Source organism: Janibacter limosus NBRC 16128, assembly GCF_001570985.1.
In the GTDB taxonomy this organism is placed as follows: domain Bacteria; phylum Actinomycetota; class Actinomycetes; order Actinomycetales; family Dermatophilaceae; genus Janibacter; species Janibacter limosus.
In genome coordinates, this window is sequence record NZ_BCSS01000011.1 from 17,229 (window position 1) to 39,516 (window position 22,288).

Annotated in this window: 20 protein-coding genes and 2 pseudogenes; 11 read left to right on the plus strand and 11 right to left on the minus strand. The window is 70.1% G+C overall.

What is annotated here, in order from left to right; translation table 11 throughout:
• Positions 1-239: 239 nt before the first annotated feature.
• Both JLI01S_RS05730 and JLI01S_RS05735 read right to left on the minus strand, forming a co-directional pair.
• Positions 240-716 (minus strand): SRPBCC family protein, encoded by a 477-nt coding sequence (locus tag JLI01S_RS05730; RefSeq protein ID WP_068261377.1) that lies wholly within the window; start codon positions 714-716, stop codon positions 240-242.
• Between the two features lie 11 nt (positions 717-727).
• Positions 728-3,280: an MMPL family transporter gene (locus JLI01S_RS05735; RefSeq protein WP_068261381.1), complete on the minus strand. Its 2,553-nt coding sequence runs from the start codon at positions 3,278-3,280 to the stop codon at positions 728-730.
• 123 nt (positions 3,281-3,403) lie between these two features.
• Here JLI01S_RS05735 and JLI01S_RS05740 point away from each other — a divergent pair, with 123 nt between their 5' ends.
• From JLI01S_RS05740 to ppdK, 4 genes are all read left to right on the plus strand, one after another.
• Positions 3,404-4,609, plus strand: a complete 1,206-nt coding sequence (locus JLI01S_RS05740) for an MFS transporter (protein ID WP_068261384.1) — start codon at positions 3,404-3,406, stop codon at positions 4,607-4,609.
• 16 nt (positions 4,610-4,625) lie between these two features.
• Positions 4,626-5,114 (plus strand): GNAT family N-acetyltransferase, encoded by a 489-nt coding sequence (locus JLI01S_RS05745; RefSeq protein WP_068261387.1) that lies wholly within the window; start codon positions 4,626-4,628, stop codon positions 5,112-5,114.
• Between the two features lie 12 nt (positions 5,115-5,126).
• On the plus strand, positions 5,127-5,633 hold the full coding sequence (locus JLI01S_RS05750) for an SRPBCC family protein (protein WP_068261389.1): 507 nt from the start codon (positions 5,127-5,129) through the stop codon (positions 5,631-5,633).
• Positions 5,634-5,721: 88 nt separating this feature from the next.
• A complete protein-coding gene (ppdK, locus tag JLI01S_RS05755) occupies positions 5,722-8,439 on the plus strand; it encodes a pyruvate, phosphate dikinase (RefSeq protein WP_068261391.1) in 2,718 nt (905 codons plus the stop codon).
• A gap of 152 nt (positions 8,440-8,591) precedes the next feature.
• On the opposite strand, the gene JLI01S_RS05760 is transcribed toward ppdK, so the two are convergent.
• Positions 8,592-8,828 carry a hypothetical protein gene (locus JLI01S_RS05760; protein WP_068261393.1) on the minus strand — a complete coding sequence of 79 codons (237 nt, stop codon included), beginning with the start codon at positions 8,826-8,828 and terminating at the stop codon, positions 8,592-8,594.
• 93 nt (positions 8,829-8,921) lie between these two features.
• On the opposite strand from JLI01S_RS05760, the gene JLI01S_RS05765 reads away from it, so the two are divergent.
• The 3 genes from JLI01S_RS05765 (at position 8,922) to JLI01S_RS05775 (ending at position 10,784) form a co-directional block, all read left to right on the plus strand.
• Positions 8,922-9,824: a LysR family transcriptional regulator gene (locus JLI01S_RS05765; protein WP_068261396.1), complete on the plus strand. Its 903-nt coding sequence runs from the start codon at positions 8,922-8,924 to the stop codon at positions 9,822-9,824.
• A gap of 141 nt (positions 9,825-9,965) precedes the next feature.
• Positions 9,966-10,229, plus strand: a complete 264-nt coding sequence (locus tag JLI01S_RS05770) for a hypothetical protein (protein WP_068261399.1) — start codon at positions 9,966-9,968, stop codon at positions 10,227-10,229.
• Between the two features lie 90 nt (positions 10,230-10,319).
• Positions 10,320-10,784, plus strand: a complete 465-nt coding sequence (locus JLI01S_RS05775; RefSeq protein ID WP_157074841.1) for a hypothetical protein — start codon at positions 10,320-10,322, stop codon at positions 10,782-10,784.
• A 41-nt stretch (positions 10,785-10,825) separates the two neighbouring features.
• On the opposite strand, the gene JLI01S_RS05780 is transcribed toward JLI01S_RS05775, so the two are convergent.
• The 4 genes from JLI01S_RS05780 to JLI01S_RS05795 form a co-directional block, all read right to left on the minus strand.
• Positions 10,826-11,416, minus strand: a complete 591-nt coding sequence (locus JLI01S_RS05780) for a GNAT family N-acetyltransferase (RefSeq protein WP_068261405.1) — start codon at positions 11,414-11,416, stop codon at positions 10,826-10,828.
• Positions 11,409-11,828: a DUF1801 domain-containing protein gene (locus JLI01S_RS05785; protein WP_068261409.1), complete on the minus strand. Its 420-nt coding sequence runs from the start codon at positions 11,826-11,828 to the stop codon at positions 11,409-11,411. Before JLI01S_RS05785 ends, JLI01S_RS05780 begins: the two co-directional genes overlap by 8 nt.
• Before the next feature lie 31 nt (positions 11,829-11,859).
• Positions 11,860-13,533, minus strand: a complete 1,674-nt coding sequence (locus JLI01S_RS05790) for an HNH endonuclease signature motif containing protein (protein ID WP_068261411.1) — start codon at positions 13,531-13,533, stop codon at positions 11,860-11,862.
• Positions 13,534-13,664: 131 nt separating this feature from the next.
• Positions 13,665-14,405 (minus strand): N-acetyltransferase, encoded by a 741-nt coding sequence (locus JLI01S_RS05795; protein WP_174521306.1) that lies wholly within the window; start codon positions 14,403-14,405, stop codon positions 13,665-13,667.
• Positions 14,406-14,575: 170 nt separating this feature from the next.
• Between JLI01S_RS05795 and JLI01S_RS16875 the strand changes: the two genes are divergently transcribed.
• The 3 genes from JLI01S_RS16875 to JLI01S_RS05815 all read left to right on the plus strand — a co-directional run bounded on the left by JLI01S_RS16875 (position 14,576) and on the right by JLI01S_RS05815 (position 18,370).
• The gene (locus JLI01S_RS16875) at positions 14,576-15,193 is read left to right on the plus strand and encodes a DUF6318 family protein (protein ID WP_169797293.1); all 618 of its coding nucleotides are present in this window, start codon (positions 14,576-14,578) and stop codon (positions 15,191-15,193) included.
• Positions 15,194-15,477: 284 nt separating this feature from the next.
• A complete protein-coding gene (locus tag JLI01S_RS05810) occupies positions 15,478-16,104 on the plus strand; it encodes a hypothetical protein (protein ID WP_084349225.1) in 627 nt (208 codons plus the stop codon).
• Positions 16,105-16,258: 154 nt separating this feature from the next.
• The gene (locus tag JLI01S_RS05815) at positions 16,259-18,370 is read left to right on the plus strand and encodes an NAD(+) synthase (RefSeq protein WP_068261426.1); all 2,112 of its coding nucleotides are present in this window, start codon (positions 16,259-16,261) and stop codon (positions 18,368-18,370) included.
• A gap of 104 nt (positions 18,371-18,474) precedes the next feature.
• Here JLI01S_RS05815 and JLI01S_RS17785 read toward each other — a convergent pair.
• Positions 18,475-18,549, minus strand: a pseudogene (locus tag JLI01S_RS17785) (hypothetical protein); the annotation flags it as partial.
• 177 nt (positions 18,550-18,726) lie between these two features.
• Positions 18,727-19,023, minus strand: coding sequence for a hypothetical protein (locus JLI01S_RS05820; protein ID WP_068261429.1), 297 nt, complete (start codon positions 19,021-19,023; stop codon positions 18,727-18,729).
• A gap of 114 nt (positions 19,024-19,137) precedes the next feature.
• Between JLI01S_RS05820 and JLI01S_RS05825 the strand changes: the two genes are divergently transcribed.
• Positions 19,138-20,661, plus strand: coding sequence for a cytochrome P450 (locus tag JLI01S_RS05825; RefSeq protein ID WP_218005465.1), 1,524 nt, complete (start codon positions 19,138-19,140; stop codon positions 20,659-20,661).
• 33 nt (positions 20,662-20,694) lie between these two features.
• On the opposite strand, the gene JLI01S_RS17790 is transcribed toward JLI01S_RS05825, so the two are convergent.
• Together JLI01S_RS17790 and JLI01S_RS05830 are read right to left on the minus strand one after the other, a co-directional pair.
• Positions 20,695-21,153, minus strand: coding sequence for an AMP-binding enzyme (locus tag JLI01S_RS17790; RefSeq protein ID WP_439645561.1), 459 nt, complete (start codon positions 21,151-21,153; stop codon positions 20,695-20,697).
• Positions 21,151-22,221, minus strand: a pseudogene (locus JLI01S_RS05830) (class I adenylate-forming enzyme family protein); the annotation flags it as partial. The gene JLI01S_RS17790 and the pseudogene JLI01S_RS05830, both read right to left, overlap by 3 nt.
• Positions 22,222-22,288: the final 67 nt, after the last annotated feature.

Genomic DNA, 22,288 nt, shown 5'->3' on the forward strand with positions numbered 1-22,288 from the left:
GACAGATCCACGAGGAGGTGCGGGCACGACGAAGGGCGGGACTCCCCCTGCGGAATCCCGCCCTGCGTCGGGCTGCGGAACCCCCCTGCAGGTTCCGAGCCAGTGTCAGTCGGCGTCCCCCTGCCTGCTGACACCGATGAATTTACGGAGCGGGCACGGTGGGGTCGATGGGGAGAAGTACCCATGTTTGTGTGGGGCCCCCCGCCGGGGCGCCCGGGGGCCAGCTCCCGGGCGGGTGCTCAGCCGCGCTCGAGGAGCGCCTTGAGCCGCTGCAGGGTTGTGGCCATGCCGGCCTCCATCTCCCGGTCGAAGTCCGCCACGCCACCGAGGACCTTGTCCTGCAGGACCATCGAGACCTTGGTCATCCCGTTGGGGGCCTCACGCCGGTGGGTCACGGTCGTGCCTCCGGTGGCTGAGGGCTCGAGCTCGAAGGACCAGGTGCTGGCGTTGTCCTTGATCCGGAAGGCGTAGTCACGGTGCGGCTCGAAGCGCACCACCTTGGCCCGGGTGGGCCACACAAGCGGGCCCCGACGGTTGATGTTGATCGTCCTGGTGCCGAGCCCGACGGGCGCCGTCCCCACGACGTGCGTGCGCAGGACCTGGTCGGACAGGCCACCGAGAGCGCGCGGGTCGGTGATCACCGCCCACACCTCCTGCGGGGTCGCGGCGATCTCGGTCGTGGTCTGCAGGAGCGGTGCGCTCTGGGTCGTCGTCATGGGAGCCGACCTTACGAGGCGGTGACCGCCGTGGCTGTGGCCGAGGTCTCCCCCTTCGCCTCCATCCGCTCCAGAGCCGTGCCCTCGACGTCGAGGTCCGGCAGGATCCGGTCGAGCCAGCGCGGCATCCACCAGGCTGCCTCTCCGAGCAGGTGCATGACGGCTGGGGTCAGCGTCATCCGTACGAGGAGCGCATCCACGAGGACGCCGACGGCGAGGGCGAAGCCGATCGGTCGGATCATCGTCAGGTGGGCGAAGACGAATCCCGCGAAGACGGCCGCCATGATCAGCGCCGCCGCGAGCACGACCTTGGACCCGTGGGTGAACCCGTGGCGCACGGCCGAGCGGGCGTCGGTGCCGTGGGCGTGCGCTTCCTTCATCCCCGAGACGAGGAACATCTGGTAGTCCATCGCCAGGCCGAAGAGGACGCCGATGAGCATGATCGGCATGAAGCTGAGCATCGGTCCCGGGGTGTCGACCCCGAGGAGCGAGCCGAGCCAGCCCCACTGGTAGACCGCGACAGCGGCACCGAAGGAGGCCCCGACGGACAGCAGGAACCCGGCGGTCGCGACGAGCGGCACGAGGATGCTGCGGAAGACGACGGTCAGCAGGATGAGCGAGAGCCCGATGACGATGCCGAGGTAGGGCGGCAGCGCCTGGCCGAGTTGCTCGGAGATCTCGATGTTGGCGACGGTCTGACCGGTCAGGCCGATCTCGGAGTGGGTGGCCTCACCGATCGGTCCGGCGCTCGCATTCAGCAACCGCACCGTCTCGCTCGTCTCCTCGTCTGCCGGCCCCGCCTCGGTGACCACCTGGAAGGCAAGCGTCCTGCGGTCATCGCTCACGCCGAAGGGGATGACGGCGTGGACTCCGCCCACGGTGCCCAGCTGTCGGACGATCGTGCTCTGCTCGACGAGGACGGCGTCCTCGTCCTGCGCCGCCTCGTCGAGCGTGGCGACGGCGATGACCGGGCCGTTGGCCCCGGCACCGAAGTGCTCGTCCACCTGCGCGTAAGCCTGGTGGGCCGTCGAGTCCGCGGGCTCGCTGGAGCCGTCCGGCAGACCCAGGCGAAGGGAGAGGGCCGGCACCGCGAGGATCCCGCAGAGGGCGACGACGGCCAGCACGACGAGCGCCGGGCGGCGGGTCACGCCCTTGACGAAGCCGGCACCGAAGACATCGTCGGCATCCGGCCCGGCGGCGCCCTCCGGCGCCACGCCGGGCTGCGCGTATCCGTGCTTGCGCCACGTGCGCCGCGAGATGACCCGGGTCCCGACGAGACGGAGCAGTGCTGGGGTGAGGGTGAGCGCGACGCAGACCGCGACGGCGACCGTGGCTGCGGCGACGAGACCCATCTGGCCGAGCAGCGGCACAGGGGTGACGACGAGCGCCGTCAGGGCGATGGCGACGGTCGTGCCGGCCACGACGACGGCGCTGCCGGCCGTGCCCACCGCGTGCGCGATGGAGTCGGTCAGCTCGCGGCCGTCGAGGATCTGGGTGCGGTGCCGGTTGACGATGAAGAGGGCGTAGTCGATGCCGACGGCCAGACCGAGCATGAGTGCGAGCGCCGGGGTCATCGCGTGCATGTCGAAGAAGTGGGTCGCGGCGAGCGCCCCGGCCAGACCGACCCCGACGCCCAGCAGGGCCCCGGCGATGGGCAGCCCGGCGGCGACGAGCGAGCCGAGGGCGAGCATGAGGACGATCGCGGCGATGGCCAGGCCGACCGCCTCGCCGGGGCCGACGAGCTTGTTCTCCTGGGTGATCTCGACGCTGTACTCCGCGTCGATGCCGGCGTCCTGCAGCTGCTGGCCGATCTCGACGATCGACTCCTTGACCTCGGGGTCGACCGAGTTGGTGTTGGTGTCGAACTGGATCTGCGTCAGGGCGTAACCGTCATCGGTGACGAAGCGGGTGTCGGCCGCCGCGTCCGTGATGCTCGTGCCGGCCGCGTACTGGGTCTTGCCCGTGGCGAGCTTGCGCTGGCCCGTGGCGTACTTCGCCTTGGCGTCCTTGAGGTCCTTCTGCCCGTCCTGCACCTGCTGGCGGATGTCGGCGAGCATCGGACTGTCGGGGTCGTTGGCCTCGAACCACCGGATCCAGGCCTTGCCGTAGTCGATCTGTCCCTGGCCCGTGGAGATCTTGGTCCAGGCCGTCTCGAGGTCCTTGGTCCCCGTGGCGATCTCGTCCTTGCCGGCGGCCAGGTCGGCCCGGGAGTCGTCGAGGGTGCGTTGGTTGGCGAAGGGGTCGATGACCGACTTCACGTGGGGCTGCTTGGCCCAGTCGGCGTAGACGTCGTCGATCACGCGGCGCTGCTCGGGGGTGAACTCGCCCTCGTCCGTGTGCAGCACGATGGTGCCGAAGCCACCTGCTGCGTCGGGGATCTCGGTCTGCAGGTCCTCGAGGACGGCCTCGAAGTCGCTGCCGGGCACGGAGACCTCGTTGGTCATCGGGTGGCCGAAGGACAGCGCGGCGGCACCGGCGGCCACGAGCACGACCAGCCAGATGACGAGCACCCGCTTGGCGTGCATGGCGCACCAGCGACCGAGGCGATAGAGGCGAAGGGCCATGGGATCCAGCTCCTGACGACGGGGCAGTGCCCTGCCGGACACTTTTTCTACTTCCGTAGAATGAACTATCTACAAATGTAGAGCGATGCCGTCGAGGGGTCAAGTCTGAGGGAAGATGGTGCGGTGATTCCCCCTTCGCCATCCGTCTCGTCCCCAGACGCCGGCGGGCGGGTCGGGATCGCCCTGACGGCCCTCGTGCTCGGCGGGGTCGGGATCGGGGTGACGGAGTTCGTCACCATGGGGCTCCTGCCCGAGATCGCCCACGGCATCGGCACGAGCATCCCGCAGGCCGGGCACACGATCTCCGCGTACGCGCTGGGGGTCGTCATCGGCGCCCCGACGATCGCGATCTTCGGCAACCGACTGCCCCGTCGCGAGCTGCTGGTCGCGCTCATGGTCCTCTTCGCCATCGGCAATGCGCTGAGCGCGATGGCCAGCGGTTACGAGCTGCTCATGCTCGCGCGCCTCGTCGCCGGCATCCCCCACGGTGCCTTCTTCGGCATCGCCTCGATCGTCGCCTTCGACATCGTCGCCGTCGGGCGCGGCGGCTGGGCGGTCAGCCGGATCATGCTCGGCATCCCGATCGCCAATGTCGCGGGCGTGCCGCTCGCGACCTGGCTCGGGCAGCAGGCGGGCTGGCGCTCCGCGTACTGGCTGGTCGCCGGCATCGGCATCCTCACCGCAGTGCTCGTGAGCACCGTCGTCCCCCACCAGGCGGCCGACACCGAGGCCGACGTGCGCAGCGAGCTGGCCGCCTTCAAGGACTCGCAGGTGTGGCTGACCCTGCTCATCGGCTCGATCGGCTTCGGCGGCGTCTTCGCCATGTACTCCTACATCTCCCCGATCCTGCGCAACCAGACCGGCCTGCCCGCGGACGCCGTGCCGATCTACCTCTTCATCTACGGGGTCGGCGGGCTCGTCGGCACCGTCATCGCCGGCCGCCTGGTCGACCGCTCCGTCCTCGGGACCCTCGTCGGGTCGACGATCGCGACCGGGACCTCGCTGGCTGCCTTCGCCTGGGCCGCCAACTGGGCGATCCCGGCAGGGATCGTCCTGCTCCTCGTGTGCATCTCGGTCTCAGCCTTCGTCCTGGCGCTCCAGCTGCGCCTGATGGAGGTCGCCGGCAAGGCGCGCACCCTCGGCGCCGCCGGCAACCACGCCGCACTCAATGTCGCCAACGCGCTCGGCGCGTGGCTCGGTGGGCTCGTCCTGGCCGCCGGCTGGGGCTGGCAGGCCCCCTCGCTCGTCGGTGCCGGCCTGTCCGTGGCCGGGCTGATCGTCCTCTTCCTCTCCCTTCGCATCCATCGCGGTCGCACGACGCTGGACTAAGGGCACAATCTTCCCCATGAGCCACCCCGACATTCGCCCGGCCACCACCGCGGACATCCCCGACATCCTGCGTCTCGTCCAGGACCTCGCGGCCTACGAGAAGGAGCCGGACGCCGTCGAGGCGACCGAGGAAGACTTCACGGCCGCGCTCTTCCCGTCGAAGGGAGAGCCCACCGCCTACTGCCACGTCGCCGAGGCCGGCGACGGCAAGGAGCGGCACGTCGCGGGGATCGCCCTGTGGTTCCTCACCTTTTCGACGTGGACCGGCAAGAACGGCATGCACCTCGAGGACCTCTTCGTCGAGCCGCGCCACCGCGGGTCCGGCCTGGGCAAGGCCCTGATCACCGAGCTCGCCCGGGAGTGCCGCGAGCGCGGGTTCCGCCGGCTCGAGTGGACCGTGCTGCGGTGGAACGCGCCCTCCATCGCCTTCTACGAGTCGATCGGTGCCACGCCCCAGACCGAGTGGGAGACCTACCGGCTCGACGGCAGCGGCCTCGACCTGTGACACGGTGACGGCATGAGCCGAACCCGCACCGTCTCCGACTCCGTCACCATCGCCGTCAGCCCGCTGACCGCGTGGGAGGCGGTCAGCGACATCACCCAGATGGGTCGGTGGAGCCCGGAGAACACGGGTGGCCGGACCACCGGCACCGCGCCGATCGCGGTCGGCACCTCCTTCGTGGGCACCAACAAGCGCGGCGGCGCCCGCTGGTCGACGCAGTGCACGGTCACCGCGGCAGACCCGGGAGAGCGCTTCGCCTTCCGCGTGCACCGCATCGGTGGCAAGAAGCCGGTTCTCCCCGCCCGGATCGCCACCTGGGAGTACCGCTTCGAGGAGGCCGAAGGGGGGACCCTCGTCACCGAGACGTGGACCGACGACCGGCGCTGGCCCGACGCCGTGGCGCGGGTCTTCGACAAGGCCGCGACCGGCGGACGCACCTTCGCGCAGTTCCAGCCGAAGAACATCCGACGCACCCTGGACCGGCTCAAGAGCGAGCTGGAGAGCGAGCCCGGCCGGGCCTGATCGGCCCCCCAGCGGAACCGACCACGACGATGGGCATGCCGCCTGTCATAGTGGGCGGGTTCCGCGCACGCGTATGGGAGGCCCCCCGGTGATTCAGTACGTCCACATGTTCAGCGAAGGCGACCGCGACCAGAAGGACCTGCTCGGTGGCAAGGGTGCAAACCTCGCCGAGATGGTCAAGCTCGGTCTGCCGGTCCCGCCCGGTTTCACGATCACGACCGAGGCCTGCCGCGCCTACCTCTCCGAGGGGCGCGTGCCGCCCGAGGTCCGGGTCGAGGTGACCCAGCGGCTGCGTGACGTCGAGGACCTCATCGGTCGCACCCTCGGCGACTCCGAGGAGCCGCTGCTGCTCTCCGTGCGCTCCGGAGCCAAGTTCTCCATGCCCGGGATGATGGACACGGTGCTCAACGTCGGGCTCAACGACGACACCGTGCACTCGCTGGCCTCCTTCGCCGGCGACGAGCGCTTCGCGTGGGACTCCTACCGTCGTCTGATCCAGATGTTCGGCAAGACCGTGCTCGACGTCGACTCGGACAAGTTCTCCGACGTCCTCGACCGGCACAAGGAGGAGGCCGGGGTCGCCGCGGACGTCGACCTGACCGCCGACCACCTCAAGCAGATCGTCGCCGAGTACAAGCAGATCGTCCTCGACGAGACCGGCAACCCCTTCCCCCAGACGCCCCGCCGCCAGGTCGACCTGGCCATCGAGGCCGTCTTCCGCAGCTGGAACACCGAGCGCGCACAGCTCTACCGGCGCCGCGAGCGCATCGCCGACGACCTCGGCACCGCGGTCAACGTGCAGGCGATGGTCTTCGGCAACCTCGGCGAGACCTCCGGCACCGGCGTCTGCTTCACGCGTGACCCCTCCTCGGGCCACTCCGGCGTCTACGGCGACTACCTGCCCAATGCCCAGGGTGAGGACGTCGTCGCAGGCATCCGCAACACCCTCGCGCTGACCGACCTCGAGGACCAGGACCCGGAGGCGTACAAGGAGCTGCGCGCTGCGATGCGCCGTCTGGAGACGCACTACCGCGACCTGTGCGACATCGAGTTCACCATCGAGCGCGGCACCCTGTGGATGCTGCAGACGCGCGTCGGCAAGCGGACCGCGGGTGCGGCCTTCCGCATCGCCACCCAGCTCGTCGACGAGGCCCTCATCACGATGGACGAGGCCCTGGAGCGGGTGACCGGCGAGCAGCTCGGTCAGCTGCTCTTCCCGCAGTTCGACCGCGAGGCCGAGCGGACCCTCATCGCGACCGGCATGGGCGCCTCCCCGGGTGCCGCCGTCGGTGCCGTGGCCTTCGACAACGCGAGCGCCGTGGCCCGACAGGCCGAGGGCAGCTCGGTGATCCTCGTGCGCCGCGAGACCTCCCCCGAGGACCTGCCCGGCATGATCGCCGCGGCCGGTGTCCTCACCGCACGTGGCGGCAAGACCTCGCACGCGGCCGTCGTGGCCCGCGGCATGGGCAAGTGCGCCGTCGTCGGCGCCGAGGACCTGATCGTCGACGGGGCCAAGAAGGAGATCCGCGTCGGTGAGCACGTCATCCGCGAGGGCGACACCCTGGCGATCGACGGCAAGACCGGCGAGGTCTTCCTCGGCGACGTGCACGTCGTCGACTCCCCCGTCATGACCTACATCTCCGAGGGCGTCGAGGCCGCCCGCGCGATCGCGGACGACGACGAGACCACCGAGCTCATCGAGGCCGTCGACCGGGTCCTGCGCCACGCCGACACGCGTCGCCGGCTCAAGGTGCGGGCCAACGCCGACAACGGCGAGGACGCCCAGCGCGCCCGCGACCGTGGCGCCGAGGGCATCGGCCTGTGCCGCACCGAGCACCAGTTCCTCGGCGAGCGGCGCCAGCAGATCGAGCGGGTCGTCCTCGCCGAGAGCGGCGAGGACCGTGAGGCCGCCCTCGCCGAGCTGCTGCCCGCGCAGATCGAGGACTTCGTCAATCTGCTCACCGCGATGGACGGGCTGCCGACGACGATCCGTCTCATCGACCCGCCGCTGCACGAGTTCCTGCCCGACCTGACCGACCTGACGGTCGAGGTCGCCCTGGCCGACGAGCGCGGCGAGAGCGGACCGGAGGTCGAGCGGACCCGCGCGCTGCGCGACGCGGTGCGCTCCATCCACGAGTCCAACCCGATGCTCGGTCTGCGCGGCGTGCGCCTCGGGCTGAAGATCCCGGGCCTCTTCGGTCTGCAGATCCGCGCGATCGCGGAGGCCCTCGTGCGCCTGCGAGAGGAGGGCAAGGACCCGCAGCCGGAGATCATGGTCCCGCTGATCGGCTCCAACCGTGAGCTCGTCATCGTGCGCGCCCAGGCGGAGGCGATCATCGCCGAGGTGGCCGAGGCCCACAACCAGGCCATCGAGATCCCCATCGGCTGCATGATCGAGCTGCCCCGCGCGGCGCTGACGGCCAACCGCATCGCGCAGACGGCCGACTTCTTCTCCTTCGGCACCAACGACCTGACCCAGACGACGTGGGGCTTCTCCCGCGACGACGTGGAGACGGCCTTCTTCCCGAAGTACCTGGAGAACGGCGTCCTGACGATCTCCCCCTTCGAGACCCTCGACGCGCTCGGCGTCGGCGAGCTCGTGCAGATCGGTGTCGACAAGGGCCGCGCGACCCAGCCCGGCCTCAAGACCGGCGTCTGCGGCGAGCACGGTGGCGACCCCGAGTCGATCCACTTCTTCCACAACGCAGGCCTGGACTACGTGAGCTGCTCCCCCTTCCGCGTCCCCGTGGCGCGCCTGGAGGCCGGCCGCGCGGTCGTGATCAAGGACCACGTCGGCACCCGCTGAGCCCTGCCGCCGCCCCCTTCGCCGGGTGGAGGTGGACGCGCCGACGAGTGGTCAGCGCGTCCCCCTCCAACCAGCACATGACGAAGGCCCCGCACCAAGTCGGTGCGGGGCCTTCGTCGTGCCCGGGCTGGATCACCCCCGGCAGGTCGCGCTCAGCGCGTGGAGAGGACGGGGTGGAAGCGGTCGCTCATCTGGTTGTTGTAGGGCGCGTGGTACTGCGGCGCCGACGTCGCGGAGTCGATGGGGTCCTGCTTTCGGCGGGTGTCGTCCTGGGACATGACGGCGAGCTCCGCGGCCATGCGGGTGTGGTCTGAGTCCGGGCCGGCACCCCAGTGGCGGTTGGCGGCGGGACGAAGGGCGTTGATGTAGGTCATCCAGAGCTTCTCCATGTCCTCAATGGTGGCCGCATCAACTATTTTTATCCAATTTACTTTTCCTGATGTTCGTGCAGGTTTGCTTAACTGTGGGCTAGGGTGGATCGCATGGTCGATGCCCACCGCTTGCGGATCTTCTTGTCTGTCATGGCTTCTGGCTCGGTCAATGCAGCGGCCGGACACCTGGGGATCTCCCCCTCGGCCGTGAGCCAGCAGGTCTCCTCACTGCAAAAGGAGACCGGCCTCACACTCTTCACCCGTCACGGCCGCGGGATCGAGCCGACGCCGGCCGCCCACACGCTCGCCGCGGAGAGCGAGCAGCTCATGGCCGAGCTCAAGCGGGTCGACGCGGTGGTCGAGGACCTGCGCGACGGCGGGACCGGAGAGCTGTCGATCGGCTACTTCGCCTCGGCCGGCTACCGGTGGATGCCGCAGCTGGCCAAGCGCCTGCAGACCAAGCTGCCGGAGCTGACCCTGCAGATGGTGCTGACCGAGGGCTATCCACCCGGCCAGGCCCCTCCGGTCGACATCGACGTCGTGCCCGACGACCCGACGACATCGGTGCGTCCGGGCTACGACGTCACGCCGCTGATGACCGACCACTTCGTCGCGCTCGTGCCGGCCGACCACCGACTTGCCGGTCGGCGGCGCATCGAGATGGCCGAGCTCGCCGACGACAAGTGGATCAGCAACGACATCTCCGCCGGCATCACCCAGGAGATGGTCGACCGGGCTTGTCGCGCAGCAGGGTTCAGGCCCCGGTACACGGTGGAGGCCCAGGACCACTACACGGCCACGGCCTTCGTCGCGGCGGGCGTGGGTATCACCGTCATCCCCGACCTCGCGGCCCGCACGATCCCCAAGACCGTGCGCCGACTGCGCCTGACCAACCCCAACCCGGTGCGCGACATCGTGGCGCTCACCGCCCCGGTCGCGAAGACCAACGAGGCCGCCCGGCTCGCGGTGGGCCTGCTGCAGCAGATCGCGGCGGCGAGCGCCCGTCGGCAGTAGGGACGCCCCCTTCGTCGGGTGGAGGTATACACGCGGACGAATCATCCGCGGGCCGGCGGCCACCCCCTTCGTCCACAGGCCGTCTGCGCACGGTCGGTGGGACGTGGCACCGTTGCCCCAACACCAGACGCAGGGGATGACGTGACGGCATTCGGGATCGAGCGGGACCGCGACGCAGACATCGGGAGGTTTGCCGACCAGGTCATGGAGGCAGCCAGCGCGTGGTCCGACCGGCACCGCGCCCGCGCCCGAGCGCTGACCCGTCATCTGGTCGCCGACACCCAGACCGGCTACGACCGGGACTGTGCCGGGTGGGCGATCCTGAGCATCCTCACCGACCGGGTCGGCCAGGCCTTGACCGCGACTGGCAGCCGATCGACCTGCACCGACTGGTCACTCGGCTGACCAAGCCTCCCGCGGACGCGCTCCTGGGCGACGCGATGGCCCATGTGCTCGAGCGCTACGCGAGGGCCACGGTCGACCCCGAGTGGTGCCATGCGCAGGCTGGGGGACGACAACCCCTATGAGTCACCCAAGGTCTCGCTCCTCAGCGGGATCGCGCCAACTACTCCCGGGTGGTCCACCATGGCCCAGCACGGCACCCGCACCGATGCTCGCGGCCGCTCCCATACCGCGGCCTTCCGGCGCTCCTTCCTCGCCGCCTTCGCCCACCGCATCAGCGAGCGGCTGAGCGAGGTCGCCGATGCCGAGGTCGCGACGGTGGTTGGTGAGCGGCGCGTCTCCGATTCCGGCTCCGAGTCCCTGTCCGGCTCCGGCGTGGAGCTCGTGCCACTGCTCGAGGAGCGACGCGAGGCCGTCGACGACGCGGTGGACCAGCACTTCCCGTACCTGCGGATGAAGCGCGCCTCCGCCGTCACCGATGGCGAAGGGTGGATCTCCGGTCGGGCCGCGGTCGACCGGGCCTCCCTGGGTGGAGGACAACCGGTCGAAGGACGCTGATCGGGTCGGCATCGATCGGGGGTCACGGCCTCCGGGAACGGTTACTCGTCGGCTCGCACCTCGGCCCCTGACACCTCGGCCCACTCCTCGCAGAGGATCCCGTAGGTGTACCCGTCGAGCCAGCCGAGCTCGGCGTGCCACGAGTCCTTGATCCCGTGCTGCTCGCGTCGCATGCCGATGCGCTCCATGGCCCGCCACGAAGGGGTGTTGTCGGCGAAGCAGCCAGCCGTCACCCGGTGCAGCCCGAGGTCGTCGAAGGCGATCGACAGCAGCGCCCGGGCCAGGTGCGTCGCGTACCCGCGACCGGCGTGCGCGGGGTCGATGGTGTAGCCGATGCCGGCCTGGGCCCGGCGCCAGATCGACTCGCCGGCGTGCACCTGCCCCATGGCGTCGACGATGTCGAGCGAGCCGGTCCCCACGAGCTCCCCGTCCACGTGCGCGGCGACGCCGATGCTGTCCGGGTCCTCCTCGAGCCAGCTGCGCGTATAGGTCCCGGGGTCGACGGTGGTGCGCAGCAGCCAGCACGTCACCTCGGGGCTGTTGCGCCAGGTGAGTGCCTGCTCGATGTCCGGCACCGTCGGAGGGCGCAGGGTCAGGGGGCCGGCCGTCCGCGGCCAGATGATGTCAGGCATCCGCAGCGCCCTCGGCCCAGGCCCGCTCGATGAGGTCGGTGAGGACCCCTTCGTCGACGTCGGACAGCCGCTTGACGTAGAGGCACCCCTTGCCGATGGTGTGCTTGCCCAGCCGCTCGAGCAGGTCCGCGTTGGAGCCGTAGAAGGTCAGGCCGTAGAGCGTGAGGGCCGCCGTGCGCGGGGCGAGACCGATGCGGAACCACTCGCGCGCCTTGCCGTCCGCCGTCGTGTACGGCTGGGTGCCGAAGCCGATCATCGACGGGCCCCAGACCACCGGCTCCACCCCGGTGATCCGACGCATGAGGCCCAGCACGGTCTCGGCATCCACCCGACGCCGTTCGTCGGCGACGGCGGCAAGGAGCTCGACGACGGACGTGTCGGTGGGCTTGGTCTTGCGGTCGTCGGTCGGCATTGGCCCAACGTAGCGGGAGGCCGCGGCCCGCTCAGAAACGCGGCTCCTCGAAGTCGGCCTTCGCCCCCTGCGTGGGGGGCAAGATCGACGCGGCGACAGGGGAGAGGTTGGCAGCGTGGAAGGCGGCGAGCTGCTCGTCGTCGCCAGCTCCCCAGGCCTCATCCCGCATGTTCGCCCCCTCCTCGGGGGGCGAACACTCGTCCCCGACGTGCACCCACAGCGCCGGGAAGGTCTCGACGACCGTCCCGGCGGGACTGGTCCACTCGGTGCGGCCGTCCTCATGGAGGGTGTGCGTCCACCCCGGTGAGTGCTTCAGCCGGTGGTGGTGGCGGCACAGCCCCGACAGGTTGTCCGGGCAGGAGGGTCCTTGCGGCCACTCGATCGCGTGGTCGAGGTCGGCGTTGTCCTCGGTGCAGCCGGTCATCAGTCGACGGTTGCAGCCCCACATGCGGCAGGTCTCGTCGCGCGCCGCGACGAACTCGCGCATCGAGTCGGTGACGACGTACCGCGGGTTGCTCGTCTCCACGAGCGTCCCCGTGCGAGCGTCGATGAGCGCCCGCGAGACCTTGGTCTCGAGGTTGGCCGTGATCGCCGCGACCGCGTCGGGCGGGATGAAGCCGACCCCCGGGATGTCACAACCACCGACCCACGCCGCCTGCCCGCCGGGACCCAGCGTCGTCGGCACCTGCGAGGCCACCGCCCCGCCGGCCCACTCCTCGGCCATGACCTCGACCTGGTCGGCACCGTCGCCGGTCACGAAGCGGCCCTCCCGCACGGTTGGGCCGTGCAGGGCGACGGCCAGCTCGCTGCTCCCGCCGCGTTCGCCGCCTGCGAAGGGGGCGAAGGTCAACCGGGAGGCCGCCGACGTCACCACCGGGATCCCCAGCCGCACCAGAGCCCGGACCTCCACGCCCCGCAGCGCCAGGTCGAGCAGACCATGAGCCCGGGAGGCGGCAGCGGTCAGGGACGGGTCGAGCGCGCGGCGCGCGGCGGCTGCCTGCTCGATCGCTTCCTTGAGCACGAGCGCGTCCTCCGTCGGCAGCGTCGCGCGCATGTCGGCCGTGCCCACCACCCCTTCGCTGAAGCGCACGTCCACCGCCTGGCGCCGGTTGCGGGCAGCTCTCTCCTGCAACAGCTCCGGCTCGACCCGCTCGAGGACCCTGCGGACAGCCTTGCGCAGCTCCCGCTCCTCCAGGTCCTCGATGCGGGTGCTACCCGGCTTGCCACGAAGGGGCGCCAGCAGGTGCTCGAGCACCGCTGCCACCGCCTCCTCGCTGGCCTCACGGGTCTCCTTGGCCACCAGGCCCATCGCCCTGGCCCGGATCCGCCCCTCCGCCAGCAGATCGGTCAGGCACGACAGGTCGGTCACCGCCCGCGCCGCGAGGTCACACCGCTCGCCCGCCTCGAAGATCCCTGCCTTGGTGGCGACCGCGACCGCCTCGGCGGCGAACTCCCCCACCTGCCCTGCTGGCAGCTGGACCTGGCGGTAGACCCCGTCCGCACCCCATTGGTCCTCGAACCGCACGGTCTGGCCGAGCACCGTCAGCTCGAGCGCGTCCGCCGCACGTCTCAGGCGCTCCGTCGCGCGCAACGCATCGGTCAACGCCTGCTCATCGGCTCGGCTCCCCCGCTCGCGCACCCCCGTCCGCGCCCTGCCCAGTCCCCGGAAGGACGTCTCCACCTCGGTCAGCTCTTCATCGAACATGCGTCCTACTCTGGCAGTGGACTCCGACAACGCTCCTGAGACCAAGCTGAGCCAGCAGGGCGGAGCATCCCCACGATGGCCGCTCCTCGGTGCCTCAGCCACGAGCTCGTCGATGGGGCGCACGGGTCGGGTCAGGCACCACGTAGGTCGTGGTGCACCCAGACGTTCGGCTCGACATAGACCGCGTGGTCGTTGGCGATGTCGACGTGGACGGGGGCGAGACCCCCTTCGACGTCGACGGGGCCGTCCGCGTCGAAGGGCAGACCGGTCCACTCACGCCACTGCACCAGCGTCCCGGGGATCGTCATCGACAGCGGCGCGACCTCGACGATCCGGCCACCCAGCCGTGCGTGCACCCGCAGCCACGGGTCCTGCGGCAACCCGTCATCGCGCACCCGGCGCGCGTACTCGTCCGCGCCGGAGCGCGGCTCGAGCGCCTTGCGCGTCGGACGGACCGGGCCGAAGAGGTCCCGGCAGCCCAGCTCCGCATAGCGTCGTCGGGCCTCGACGAGCAGAGGACCACTGAGCCCTTCGCCGCGTCGGTCAGGCGCCACCCGCGCCTCGATGAGGCTGACGGTGGACAGGTCGGGGGGACCCCCCTTCGCCACCAGCCACTCCGCCCGCTGCAGCGCCCAGTCCCACCCGCGGGGCGGAAGGGTGTCGGTGCTCGCCGCGAACGGGACGGCATGGAGCCGGGCGACCGCCACGTCGTCGTCCATGACGACGAGGTGCAGCTGCGGGAAGCCCTCGACCGCAGCCTCGTAGGCGCGGTCCGAGGTCGGGTCCTGGAGCATGAAGGTCGGCCAGTCACCGGGGATCGACCAGAAGGCGCCGAGCAGGTCGGGGCGTTCGGCGAGGGAAAAGGTCTGCACTCCTCCATCCAATCCGGTGCCGCGAGCAGACGCCACCGAGTTCCCACGTGGTGCGGAGGTCTCACGGCTGGCTGTGGAAACTCAAGATGCGAACCGGCCCGATCTCAATACGCTGGATGCCTGAGAGGCGCCGAGATGGGCGCCCGAGGGAGGACGACAACGTGCGACTGGTGCGACGCCCTGCGGCCCTGATGGCCGCGACCTGCTTGGCGATCAGCGGCCTGTCCGCCTGCGCCGGCGAGGGTGACGGGGAGGAGACCAGCTCGACCACGGTCGGCCCTCTGCCCGGCGACTCGACGACGAGCAGCTCGAGCTCGGCGACGAGCTCGACGTCTTCATCAAGCTCCAGCACGAAGGGGGGCGACGCTGCGCCTGAGCTGCCGTCCGCTGCCAAGAAGCACACGAAGGAGGGTGCTGTGGCCTTCGCGAAGTTCTACTGGGAAGAGACCGGACGAGCTCAGGAATCTGGCGACACAAACGGTCTGAGCGAACTCATCTCGCCAGACTGCACCGTGTGCCACAGCCTTATAGATGACATCGATAAGGACCACGACAAAGGCATCCACGCCGATCGCATTCCGACAAAAGTCACGTTGGCATTGATTGCCACGACAACGGACGGGAAATCAGATGAGGCCGCGACCCTAAACGTCACCGATCAAGCGCACAATTTCGTGGACGGAGCCGAAGCTGTTGGCCATGTGAAGGAGACCAAGTACAAGAGCATCGTGTACGTCGACTGGGATGAGGGATCATGGGTCGTCGTCGACACGTTCATTATCACTTGATCGCTGCCCTCGCCATTGCTTCGGTGATTCTTGGGTCAGTACCCGCTAGCGCTGCAAAGGACCCGCCCGTCCCTGAATGGACGAATCGAAACGTGAAGATCCACGTCACTGATCAACGGGTTTCCCACGGCGAGCGCCACGAACAACGGTCAGCAGGCAGAAAGAAGGGTAAGTCAGCTCTCGGTGTGAGCGCTCCCTCTGCAGTGCAGTGGGAGGCAAAGTTCACCACCTGCACCAGTGGTGGTCTCGACCCAGCCTGCAGCGCAGCGATCATTGACTGCAGGATGAACCCCAACGCTTCCGGGCCTCCCCGTCTGGTCTGGCAGCGCCAAGTCGGGACCGACCAGTGGTACGGCCCGCAACTGACCTGCCTACCCGGCACCCCGGCCCCGCCGGACGTCAATGACCCCGCGATCCCCCGGACACCTCCACCGCCCCCGGTGCCCACGATCGCGCAGATCCGCTCAGCCTTCCTCGAGCTCCCCTTCGCCAAGCCGTCGGTGTCCATGCAGCCCGTCGGCAACAAGACACTCGTCGGTCTACCCACCTACTACCAAGCGGACTGGCCAGACACCGACGACCTCCAACCCGGCGACGTCAGCACCCCCGAAAAGTTGCTGTCCTGGACCATCCAGTTCAAGATCACCGCCAAGGACTACCGCTACACCTACGGCGACGGCAGCACGTCCGGCTGGACCTCGGACACCGGCGGCATCTACCCGGACGGGGGCATTCGCCACACCTACACCACCACCGGCACCCGCTCGGTCAAGGTCGACGCCCGCCTCGTGGGCCAGTACCGCGTCAACGGCGGCGCCTGGCAGGACCTCGGTGCCACCGCCGACCTCCAGGACGAACCCGTCACCCAGCTGCAGGTCGCCGGCACCCGCACCCGCCTCGTCAACAACTGAGCGAGCGCCTCCCTTCGAGACGGTCGCTGCGCGACCTCCTCAGGGAACGTTGCGACGATCGCTGCGCGACCTCCTCAGGGAACGTTGCGATGGTTGCAGCGGTGCGTTCTCCGCAGAGAGCATGAGCGCCCGCCGGGCTGGGTAGTCTCGGGCCATGACGGACCGCGACTTCCGCAACCTGTACCGCCACGGCTTCGCCCGCGTCGCCGCGTGCACGCTGCCGGTGACCATGGCCGACCCGCGCGCCAACGCCGAGGCGATCCTCGAGCGCGTGCGCCATGTCGCGGATCAGGGCGCGGCGATCGCGCTCTTCCCCGAGCTGAGCCTGACGGGCTACGCCATCGACGACCTGCTCCTGCAGGACGTGCTCCTGCGCGATGTCGAGGCGGCCCTCATCGACCTCGCCGAGCAGAGCGCCGACCTGCTGCCGCTGATCGCGGTGGGCGCCCCCCTTCGCCACCGCAACCGCCTCTACAACTGTGCGGTCCTCATCCACCGCGGCGAGATCCTCGGCATCGCGCCCAAGGCCTACCTGCCCAACTACCGCGAGTTCTACGAAAAACGGCACTTCGCGGCCGGCGCAGGGATCGTCGACGAGTGGTTCCGCCCGACCTTCGCCAGCGGCGAGGCGGCCGAGGTGCTCGACGGCGTCCCCTTCGGCACCGACGTGCTCGTCCACGTCGACGACGTGCCGGGACTGGTCGTCCACGCGGAGGTCTGCGAGGACCTGTGGGTCCCCGTCCCGCCGAGCCACCACGCGGCGCTGGCCGGCGCGACCGTCCTGCTCAACCTCTCCGCCTCTCCCATCACCGTGGCTCGCGCCGACGACCGGCACCTGCTGGCCCGCTCGGCCTCGATGCGCTGCAACGCCGCCTACCTCTACGCCGCCGCGAGCGAAGGGGAGTCCACCACCGACCTCTCGTGGGACGGCCAGACGATGGTCTACGAAGGGGGTGACCTCCTCGGCGAGTCCGAGCGCTTCCCCTCCGGTCCGCGCGAGACCCTCGTCGACGTCGACGTCGACCGGCTGCGGCAGGAGCGGATGCGCCAGGGCAGCTTCGACGACAACGGGGTCGCCCTGGGCATTGGCACGGACAGCGCGCCGTACCGCGAGGTCCACCTCGAACTCGACCCGCCGACCGGCGTCCTGGGGCTGCGGCGCCCGCTCGACCGCTTCCCCTTCGTCCCCGACGACGAGGCCCGCCTCGCCCAGGACTGCTACGAGGCCTACAACATCCAGGTCTCCGCGCTGGAGCAGCGGCTGCGCGCGATCGGCGGCCCGGACTGGCAGCCCAAGATCATCATCGGCGTGAGTGGCGGGCTCGACTCGACGCACGCCCTGCTCGTCGCGGCCAAGGCGATGGATCGGCTGGAGCGCCCGCGCACGGACATCATCGGCATCACGATGCCCGGCTTCGCCACGAGCGATCACACCAAGACCAACGCGGTCGCGCTCATGGAGTCCCTCGGCATCACGTGGGAGGAGCTCGACATCCGCCCGGCCGCGACGCAGATGCTGCGCGACATGGGCCACCCCTACGGTCTCGACCCCGACGCCGATCACCCCGACGAGGTCTACGACGTCACCTTCGAAAACGTTCAGGCGGGGCTGCGCACCGACTATCTCTTCCGCATCGCCAACCAGCGCGGCGGGATCGTTCTGGGCACCGGAGACCTGTCCGAGCTGGCGCTCGGCTGGTGCACCTACGGCGTCGGGGACCAGATGAGCCACTACGGAGTCAACTCGGGTGTGCCCAAGACCCTCATGCAGCACCTCGTGCACTGGGTCGCCGACTCCGGTCAGCTGCCCGAGGTCTCCGAGACGCTCCTGTCTGTGCTCGACACCGAGATCTCCCCCGAGCTCGTCCCCAGCAAGGACGCGGACCGGCCCCAGTCCACTCAGGACACGATCGGGCCATACGCCCTGCAGGACTTCACGCTCTTCCATGTGCTGCGTCGCGGGGACCGACCGAGCAAGATCGCCTTCGTCGCGGAGCAGACCTGGTCGGACGCGACCACGGGGACCTGGCCCAGTACCGTCGCCGACGAGGACCGCGGCGCCTACGACCTCGCCGAGATCCGCAGGTGGCTGCTCGTCTTCGTCCAGCGCTTCTTCGACAACCAGTTCAAGCGCTCGGCCCTGCCCAACGGGCCCAAGGTGCTGCCGGGTGGCGCGGTCTCACCGCGAGGCGACCTGCGCATGCCCAGCGATGTCGCCGCGACCCGCTGGCTCGCCGACATCGAGGAGCACGTCCCGACCTCCTGACCCGGGCGACGAAGGGGGCGGGCCGGCGTCCGCCGTGAGCGCACCGCGAGCGCGGCGCACAGGATGACGGCGGCACCGCCGACGACGGTGCGCGGCGTGATCTCCTCGCCGAGGAGGAGCCCCGCCCACGCGATCGTCATGACCGGCTGGGTGAGCTGGATCTGACTCACCTGTGCCATCGGACCGAGGTGGGCGAAGGCCGCCCACCCACGTGGCGCCGGCCTGCGGCGGCGAACGGACGACAGTCGCGCTGGACATCGCGACCTGCTCGTGGACGCCGTGCGGGAGCACCTGCGGGCCCGACACGGGGGCCGTCGACGAGAGGGCGCGCCTCATCGGCACGACCCTCGACGAGGTCACTTGATGCCGAGCGACTCACTGTTGGTGGCGGTGTCACCCTCGGAGTAGGTGTAGCTCCCCATGCCCATCTTGGACATCACGACACCGACGACGATGGTCACCACCGCGAGGATCACCGCGATGATGCCCAGGAGCGGGCTGAGGACGACGACGGCCCAGGTGCCGACGGCACCGGCAACGATCCCGAGGACCATGACGGTCCACCAGGCGGCGTTCTGCGCGTGCCCGAGGTCCTCGACGGCGTGCGGCCCGGTCGGGGGGTGCGAGAGGCGCTGGTAGGTGTGCTTGCTCATGCGCCCATCATCCCATGGGCACTCGGGGGATGGACAGGGTCTCTCCCCCGCGTCGGCAGTGTCATCGGGACTACGGTGGACCACGTCACTACACCTGACGAAAGGACGGCCCCGATGGACGTGGCCACCCGGCTCCGACCCGCTGCCGCTGCCGCTCCCGCTGCGGCTCATGCACCCGGGAGCGACACCCTCGAGCAGTTCCCGCCGAACACCGGCATGGGCTGGGCCGAGCATGACCTCCCCCACCCTCCCGGACGTCGTCGGGTGCTCGGAGACGCCTTCCGCAAGGGGATGGACCCGACGCAGCCGGTGCAGAACATGCTGCGCCTCGGCGTCGGGCTCGGGCCGATCTTCGAGATGCTCGCGCTGGGCCGCAAGTTCGTCTTCGCGTCAGGCGTGGACCTCGTCGGTGAGCTCTGCGACGACAAGCGCTTCACCAAGGCGCTGGCACCGGGCGTGCAGGACCTGCGGATGTTCGTCGGTGACGGGCTCTTCACCGCAGAGACCGACGAGCCCAACTGGCGTCTGGCCCACGACCTGCTCATGCCCGCCTTCTCCAAGGCGGCCATGCGCGGCTACCACGACGTCATGATCGACGCGACGAACGAGCTCGTCGGGGTGTGGGACACCGCTGCCGGCGAAGGGAGGACCGTCGACGTCTCCCCATGGCTGACCAAGCTCACCCTCGAGACGATCGCCCGAGCGGCCTTCAGCCACACCTTCGGCAGCTTCGCGACCGAGGAGGTCGACCCCTTCGTCACAACCTTCGTCCAGGACATGTCGCACGCCGCCGCCCGGTCCAATGTCGCGGCACTGCCGCTCGTCGGCAGGCGCAGGGTTCGCCGCAAGGACCAGGTGGCGTTGTCGCGGCACGGCTACATCGACGGTCTGCTGCGGCAGATCGTCGCGGACCGGGAGATCAGCGGGGAGCGGCACGAGGACCTGCTCGGGCGGATGATGCACGAGCCCGTCGACGACTCCGGGGCGCTGCTCGACGCCCAGAACGTGCGTCACCAGATCCTCACGATGCTCGTCGCGGGTCACGAGACCACCTCTGGGGCAGTCTCCTTCGCGCTGTACCACCTCACCCGCGAGCCCGAGATCCTCGCTCGGGTGCGTGCCGAGCTCGACGAGGTTCTCGGCAGCGACCCTGCGGTCGACCCGACCTTCGAGCAGGTGCCCAAGCTGCGCTACCTGCGCCGGGTCGTCGACGAGACCCTCCGGCTGTGGCCGACCGCACCGGGCTTCGCTCGCTCGCCCCGGGAGACGACGACCATCGGTGCCGACGGGTCGGCCGGCGTCCCCGGAGGCCTACGGATGACTCCGGACGACAAGGTGCTCGTCTTCATCCCCCTGCTCCACCGCGACCCTGACGTCTGGCCGGACCCAGAGCGCTTCGATCCCGACCGATTCCTTCCCGAGCACAACCGGGCGAGGCCCGCGCACGCCTACAAGCCCTTCGGCACCGGCGAGCGGGCCTGCATCGGACGCCAGTTCGCGCTGCACGAGTCGGTGATCGTCCTGGCCAAGCTGCTGCACCGCTTCGACCTCACGCCGGAGCCGGGCTACGAGCTGACGATCACCGAACGGCTGACGCTCATGCCGGTCGGCTTCCGGGTGGGACTGACGCGGCGCTGAACTCGCGGCCGCCGGTGGACGTCGACGCGCCGGTCATTCGTCGGCGCGTTCGCCTCCACCCGGGGAGGACTCGGGTAGGTCGCGCCGCACGACCTTGCCGTTGGCGGTCCGGGGCAGGGCGTCGACGAGACGCACCTCGCGGGGCCGCTTGTAGGGGGCCAGTCTCTCCATGGCCCGCTCGATCACCTCGTCGCGCAGCACCTCTGGATCCGCGGTGGCATCCGTCGGCACCACCCAGGCGCAGATGACGCTCGCCCCGTCACCGACGTCGAGCGACGTGACGGCGACCTCGGCGACACCGAGCGTCCCGGCCAGCGCGTCCTCGACCTCGACCGGGGAGACGCGGTAGCCCATCGCGTTCATCACGTCGTCGGAGCGGCCGTGATAGGTCAGGTAGCCGTCCTCGTCGAGCTCGGCCAGGTCGCTGGTGACGAACCACTCGCCCCGCATCACCTCGGCGCTCTCCTCCGACCGCCGCCAGTAGCCGAGCATCAGGCCGGGGTCGGAGCGGTGGACCGCCAGGCGACCGATCTCGTTGCGCGGCAAGGGAGTCGGGTCGTCGAGGAGATCCGGGTCGAGCACCGCGATCCGCCGTCCTGGCTGCGCCTTCCCGGGGCTGCCTGCCCTGACGGGCACCTCCGGCCCTGCCGAGACGAAGGTCGAGATCTCACTCATCCCGAGCGACTCGTGCAGGGGCACCCCGGTCGTCTCGGTCCACTCCTGCCACAGAGCCGAAGGGAGCGCCTCTCCCGCCACGAGCGAGGCCCGCAGCGAGGACAGGTCCCATGCACTCGGGTCACCGTGGCGGAGCAGGTGCCGGTAGACACCCGGCACGGCCGCGAAGTGGGTCGCCTGGTGCGACTGGACGATCCGCGGCCAGACCTGACCGTCACGCCGTCCGTCGTGGACGATCGCGGTCGCGGCATTGGCCCACGGGTCGGTCAGCCCCACGCCCAGCGTGTACGTCCAGTTGAGGGCGCCGGCGTGGAGCATGACGTCACCCTCGTCGAGCCCGTACCAGCCGCGGTACATCGGGCGCCTCCCCCAGGCGCTGCGATGCGCGTGGACGACCCCCTTTGGTCTGCCGGTCGTGCCGGAGGTGTACGTGATGAAGGACGGACGGTCGGGGTCGCCGATGTCATGACCAGCCCGCTCCCGACCCGCCACCCAGCGAGTGATGTCGTCGGGCGTGACCACCGAGACCCCTTGCGAGACAGCGAGCTCGAGGTCCGGGTCGAGGGCGACCGCCCGCGCGCCGGAGTCGGCGAGCAAGCTGGCGGCTTCGGCAGGGGTCAGCTGCGAGCTCGTCGGCACGGCGACGAGGCCGGCCGCGATCGCCCCGAAGAAGACGAAGGGGAACTCCGCCCGGTTGCCCATGCGCAGCAGCACCCGGTCACCAGGGTCCAGCCCCAGCCCGAGCAGTCCGGCGGCCACGGCGCGGACGGTGTCATCCACCTGCGCGAAGGTCCAGCGCGAGTCGTCACCAGCACCGTGGACGACGACGAGCGCGTCCCGGTCGGGCGCCCGCTGCGCAGGATCGGCGACGCAGTACGCCGACATGCCAAACTCGGCAGGCACGGCCTCGCCGGGCTCCGGCCGGACCGGCCACCGCGGCGAGGGCACGTCA

Excerpts from the sequence above, each read along its gene's own strand:
- JLI01S_RS05730 (WP_068261377.1), bottom strand. The coding sequence starts at position 716 with ATGACGACGACCCAGAGCGCACCGCTCCTGCAGACCACGACCGAGATC.
- JLI01S_RS05735 (WP_068261381.1), bottom strand. The coding sequence starts at position 3,280 with ATGGCCCTTCGCCTCTATCGCCTCGGTCGCTGGTGCGCCATGCACGCC.
- JLI01S_RS05745 (WP_068261387.1), top strand. The coding sequence starts at position 4,626 with ATGAGCCACCCCGACATTCGCCCGGCCACCACCGCGGACATCCCCGAC.
- JLI01S_RS05750 (WP_068261389.1), top strand. The coding sequence starts at position 5,127 with ATGAGCCGAACCCGCACCGTCTCCGACTCCGTCACCATCGCCGTCAGC.
- JLI01S_RS05760 (WP_068261393.1), bottom strand. The coding sequence starts at position 8,828 with ATGGAGAAGCTCTGGATGACCTACATCAACGCCCTTCGTCCCGCCGCC.
- JLI01S_RS05765 (WP_068261396.1), top strand. The coding sequence starts at position 8,922 with ATGGTCGATGCCCACCGCTTGCGGATCTTCTTGTCTGTCATGGCTTCT.
- JLI01S_RS05775 (WP_157074841.1), top strand. The coding sequence starts at position 10,320 with ATGCGCAGGCTGGGGGACGACAACCCCTATGAGTCACCCAAGGTCTCG.
- JLI01S_RS05780 (WP_068261405.1), bottom strand. The coding sequence starts at position 11,416 with ATGCCTGACATCATCTGGCCGCGGACGGCCGGCCCCCTGACCCTGCGC.
- JLI01S_RS05785 (WP_068261409.1), bottom strand. The coding sequence starts at position 11,828 with ATGCCGACCGACGACCGCAAGACCAAGCCCACCGACACGTCCGTCGTC.
- JLI01S_RS05790 (WP_068261411.1), bottom strand. The coding sequence starts at position 13,533 with ATGTTCGATGAAGAGCTGACCGAGGTGGAGACGTCCTTCCGGGGACTG.
- JLI01S_RS05810 (WP_084349225.1), top strand. The coding sequence starts at position 15,478 with ATGAACCCCAACGCTTCCGGGCCTCCCCGTCTGGTCTGGCAGCGCCAA.
- JLI01S_RS05815 (WP_068261426.1), top strand. The coding sequence starts at position 16,259 with ATGACGGACCGCGACTTCCGCAACCTGTACCGCCACGGCTTCGCCCGC.
- JLI01S_RS05820 (WP_068261429.1), bottom strand. The coding sequence starts at position 19,023 with ATGAGCAAGCACACCTACCAGCGCCTCTCGCACCCCCCGACCGGGCCG.
- JLI01S_RS05825 (WP_218005465.1), top strand. The coding sequence starts at position 19,138 with ATGGACGTGGCCACCCGGCTCCGACCCGCTGCCGCTGCCGCTCCCGCT.
- JLI01S_RS17790 (WP_439645561.1), bottom strand. The coding sequence starts at position 21,153 with ATGCTCGGCTACTGGCGGCGGTCGGAGGAGAGCGCCGAGGTGATGCGG.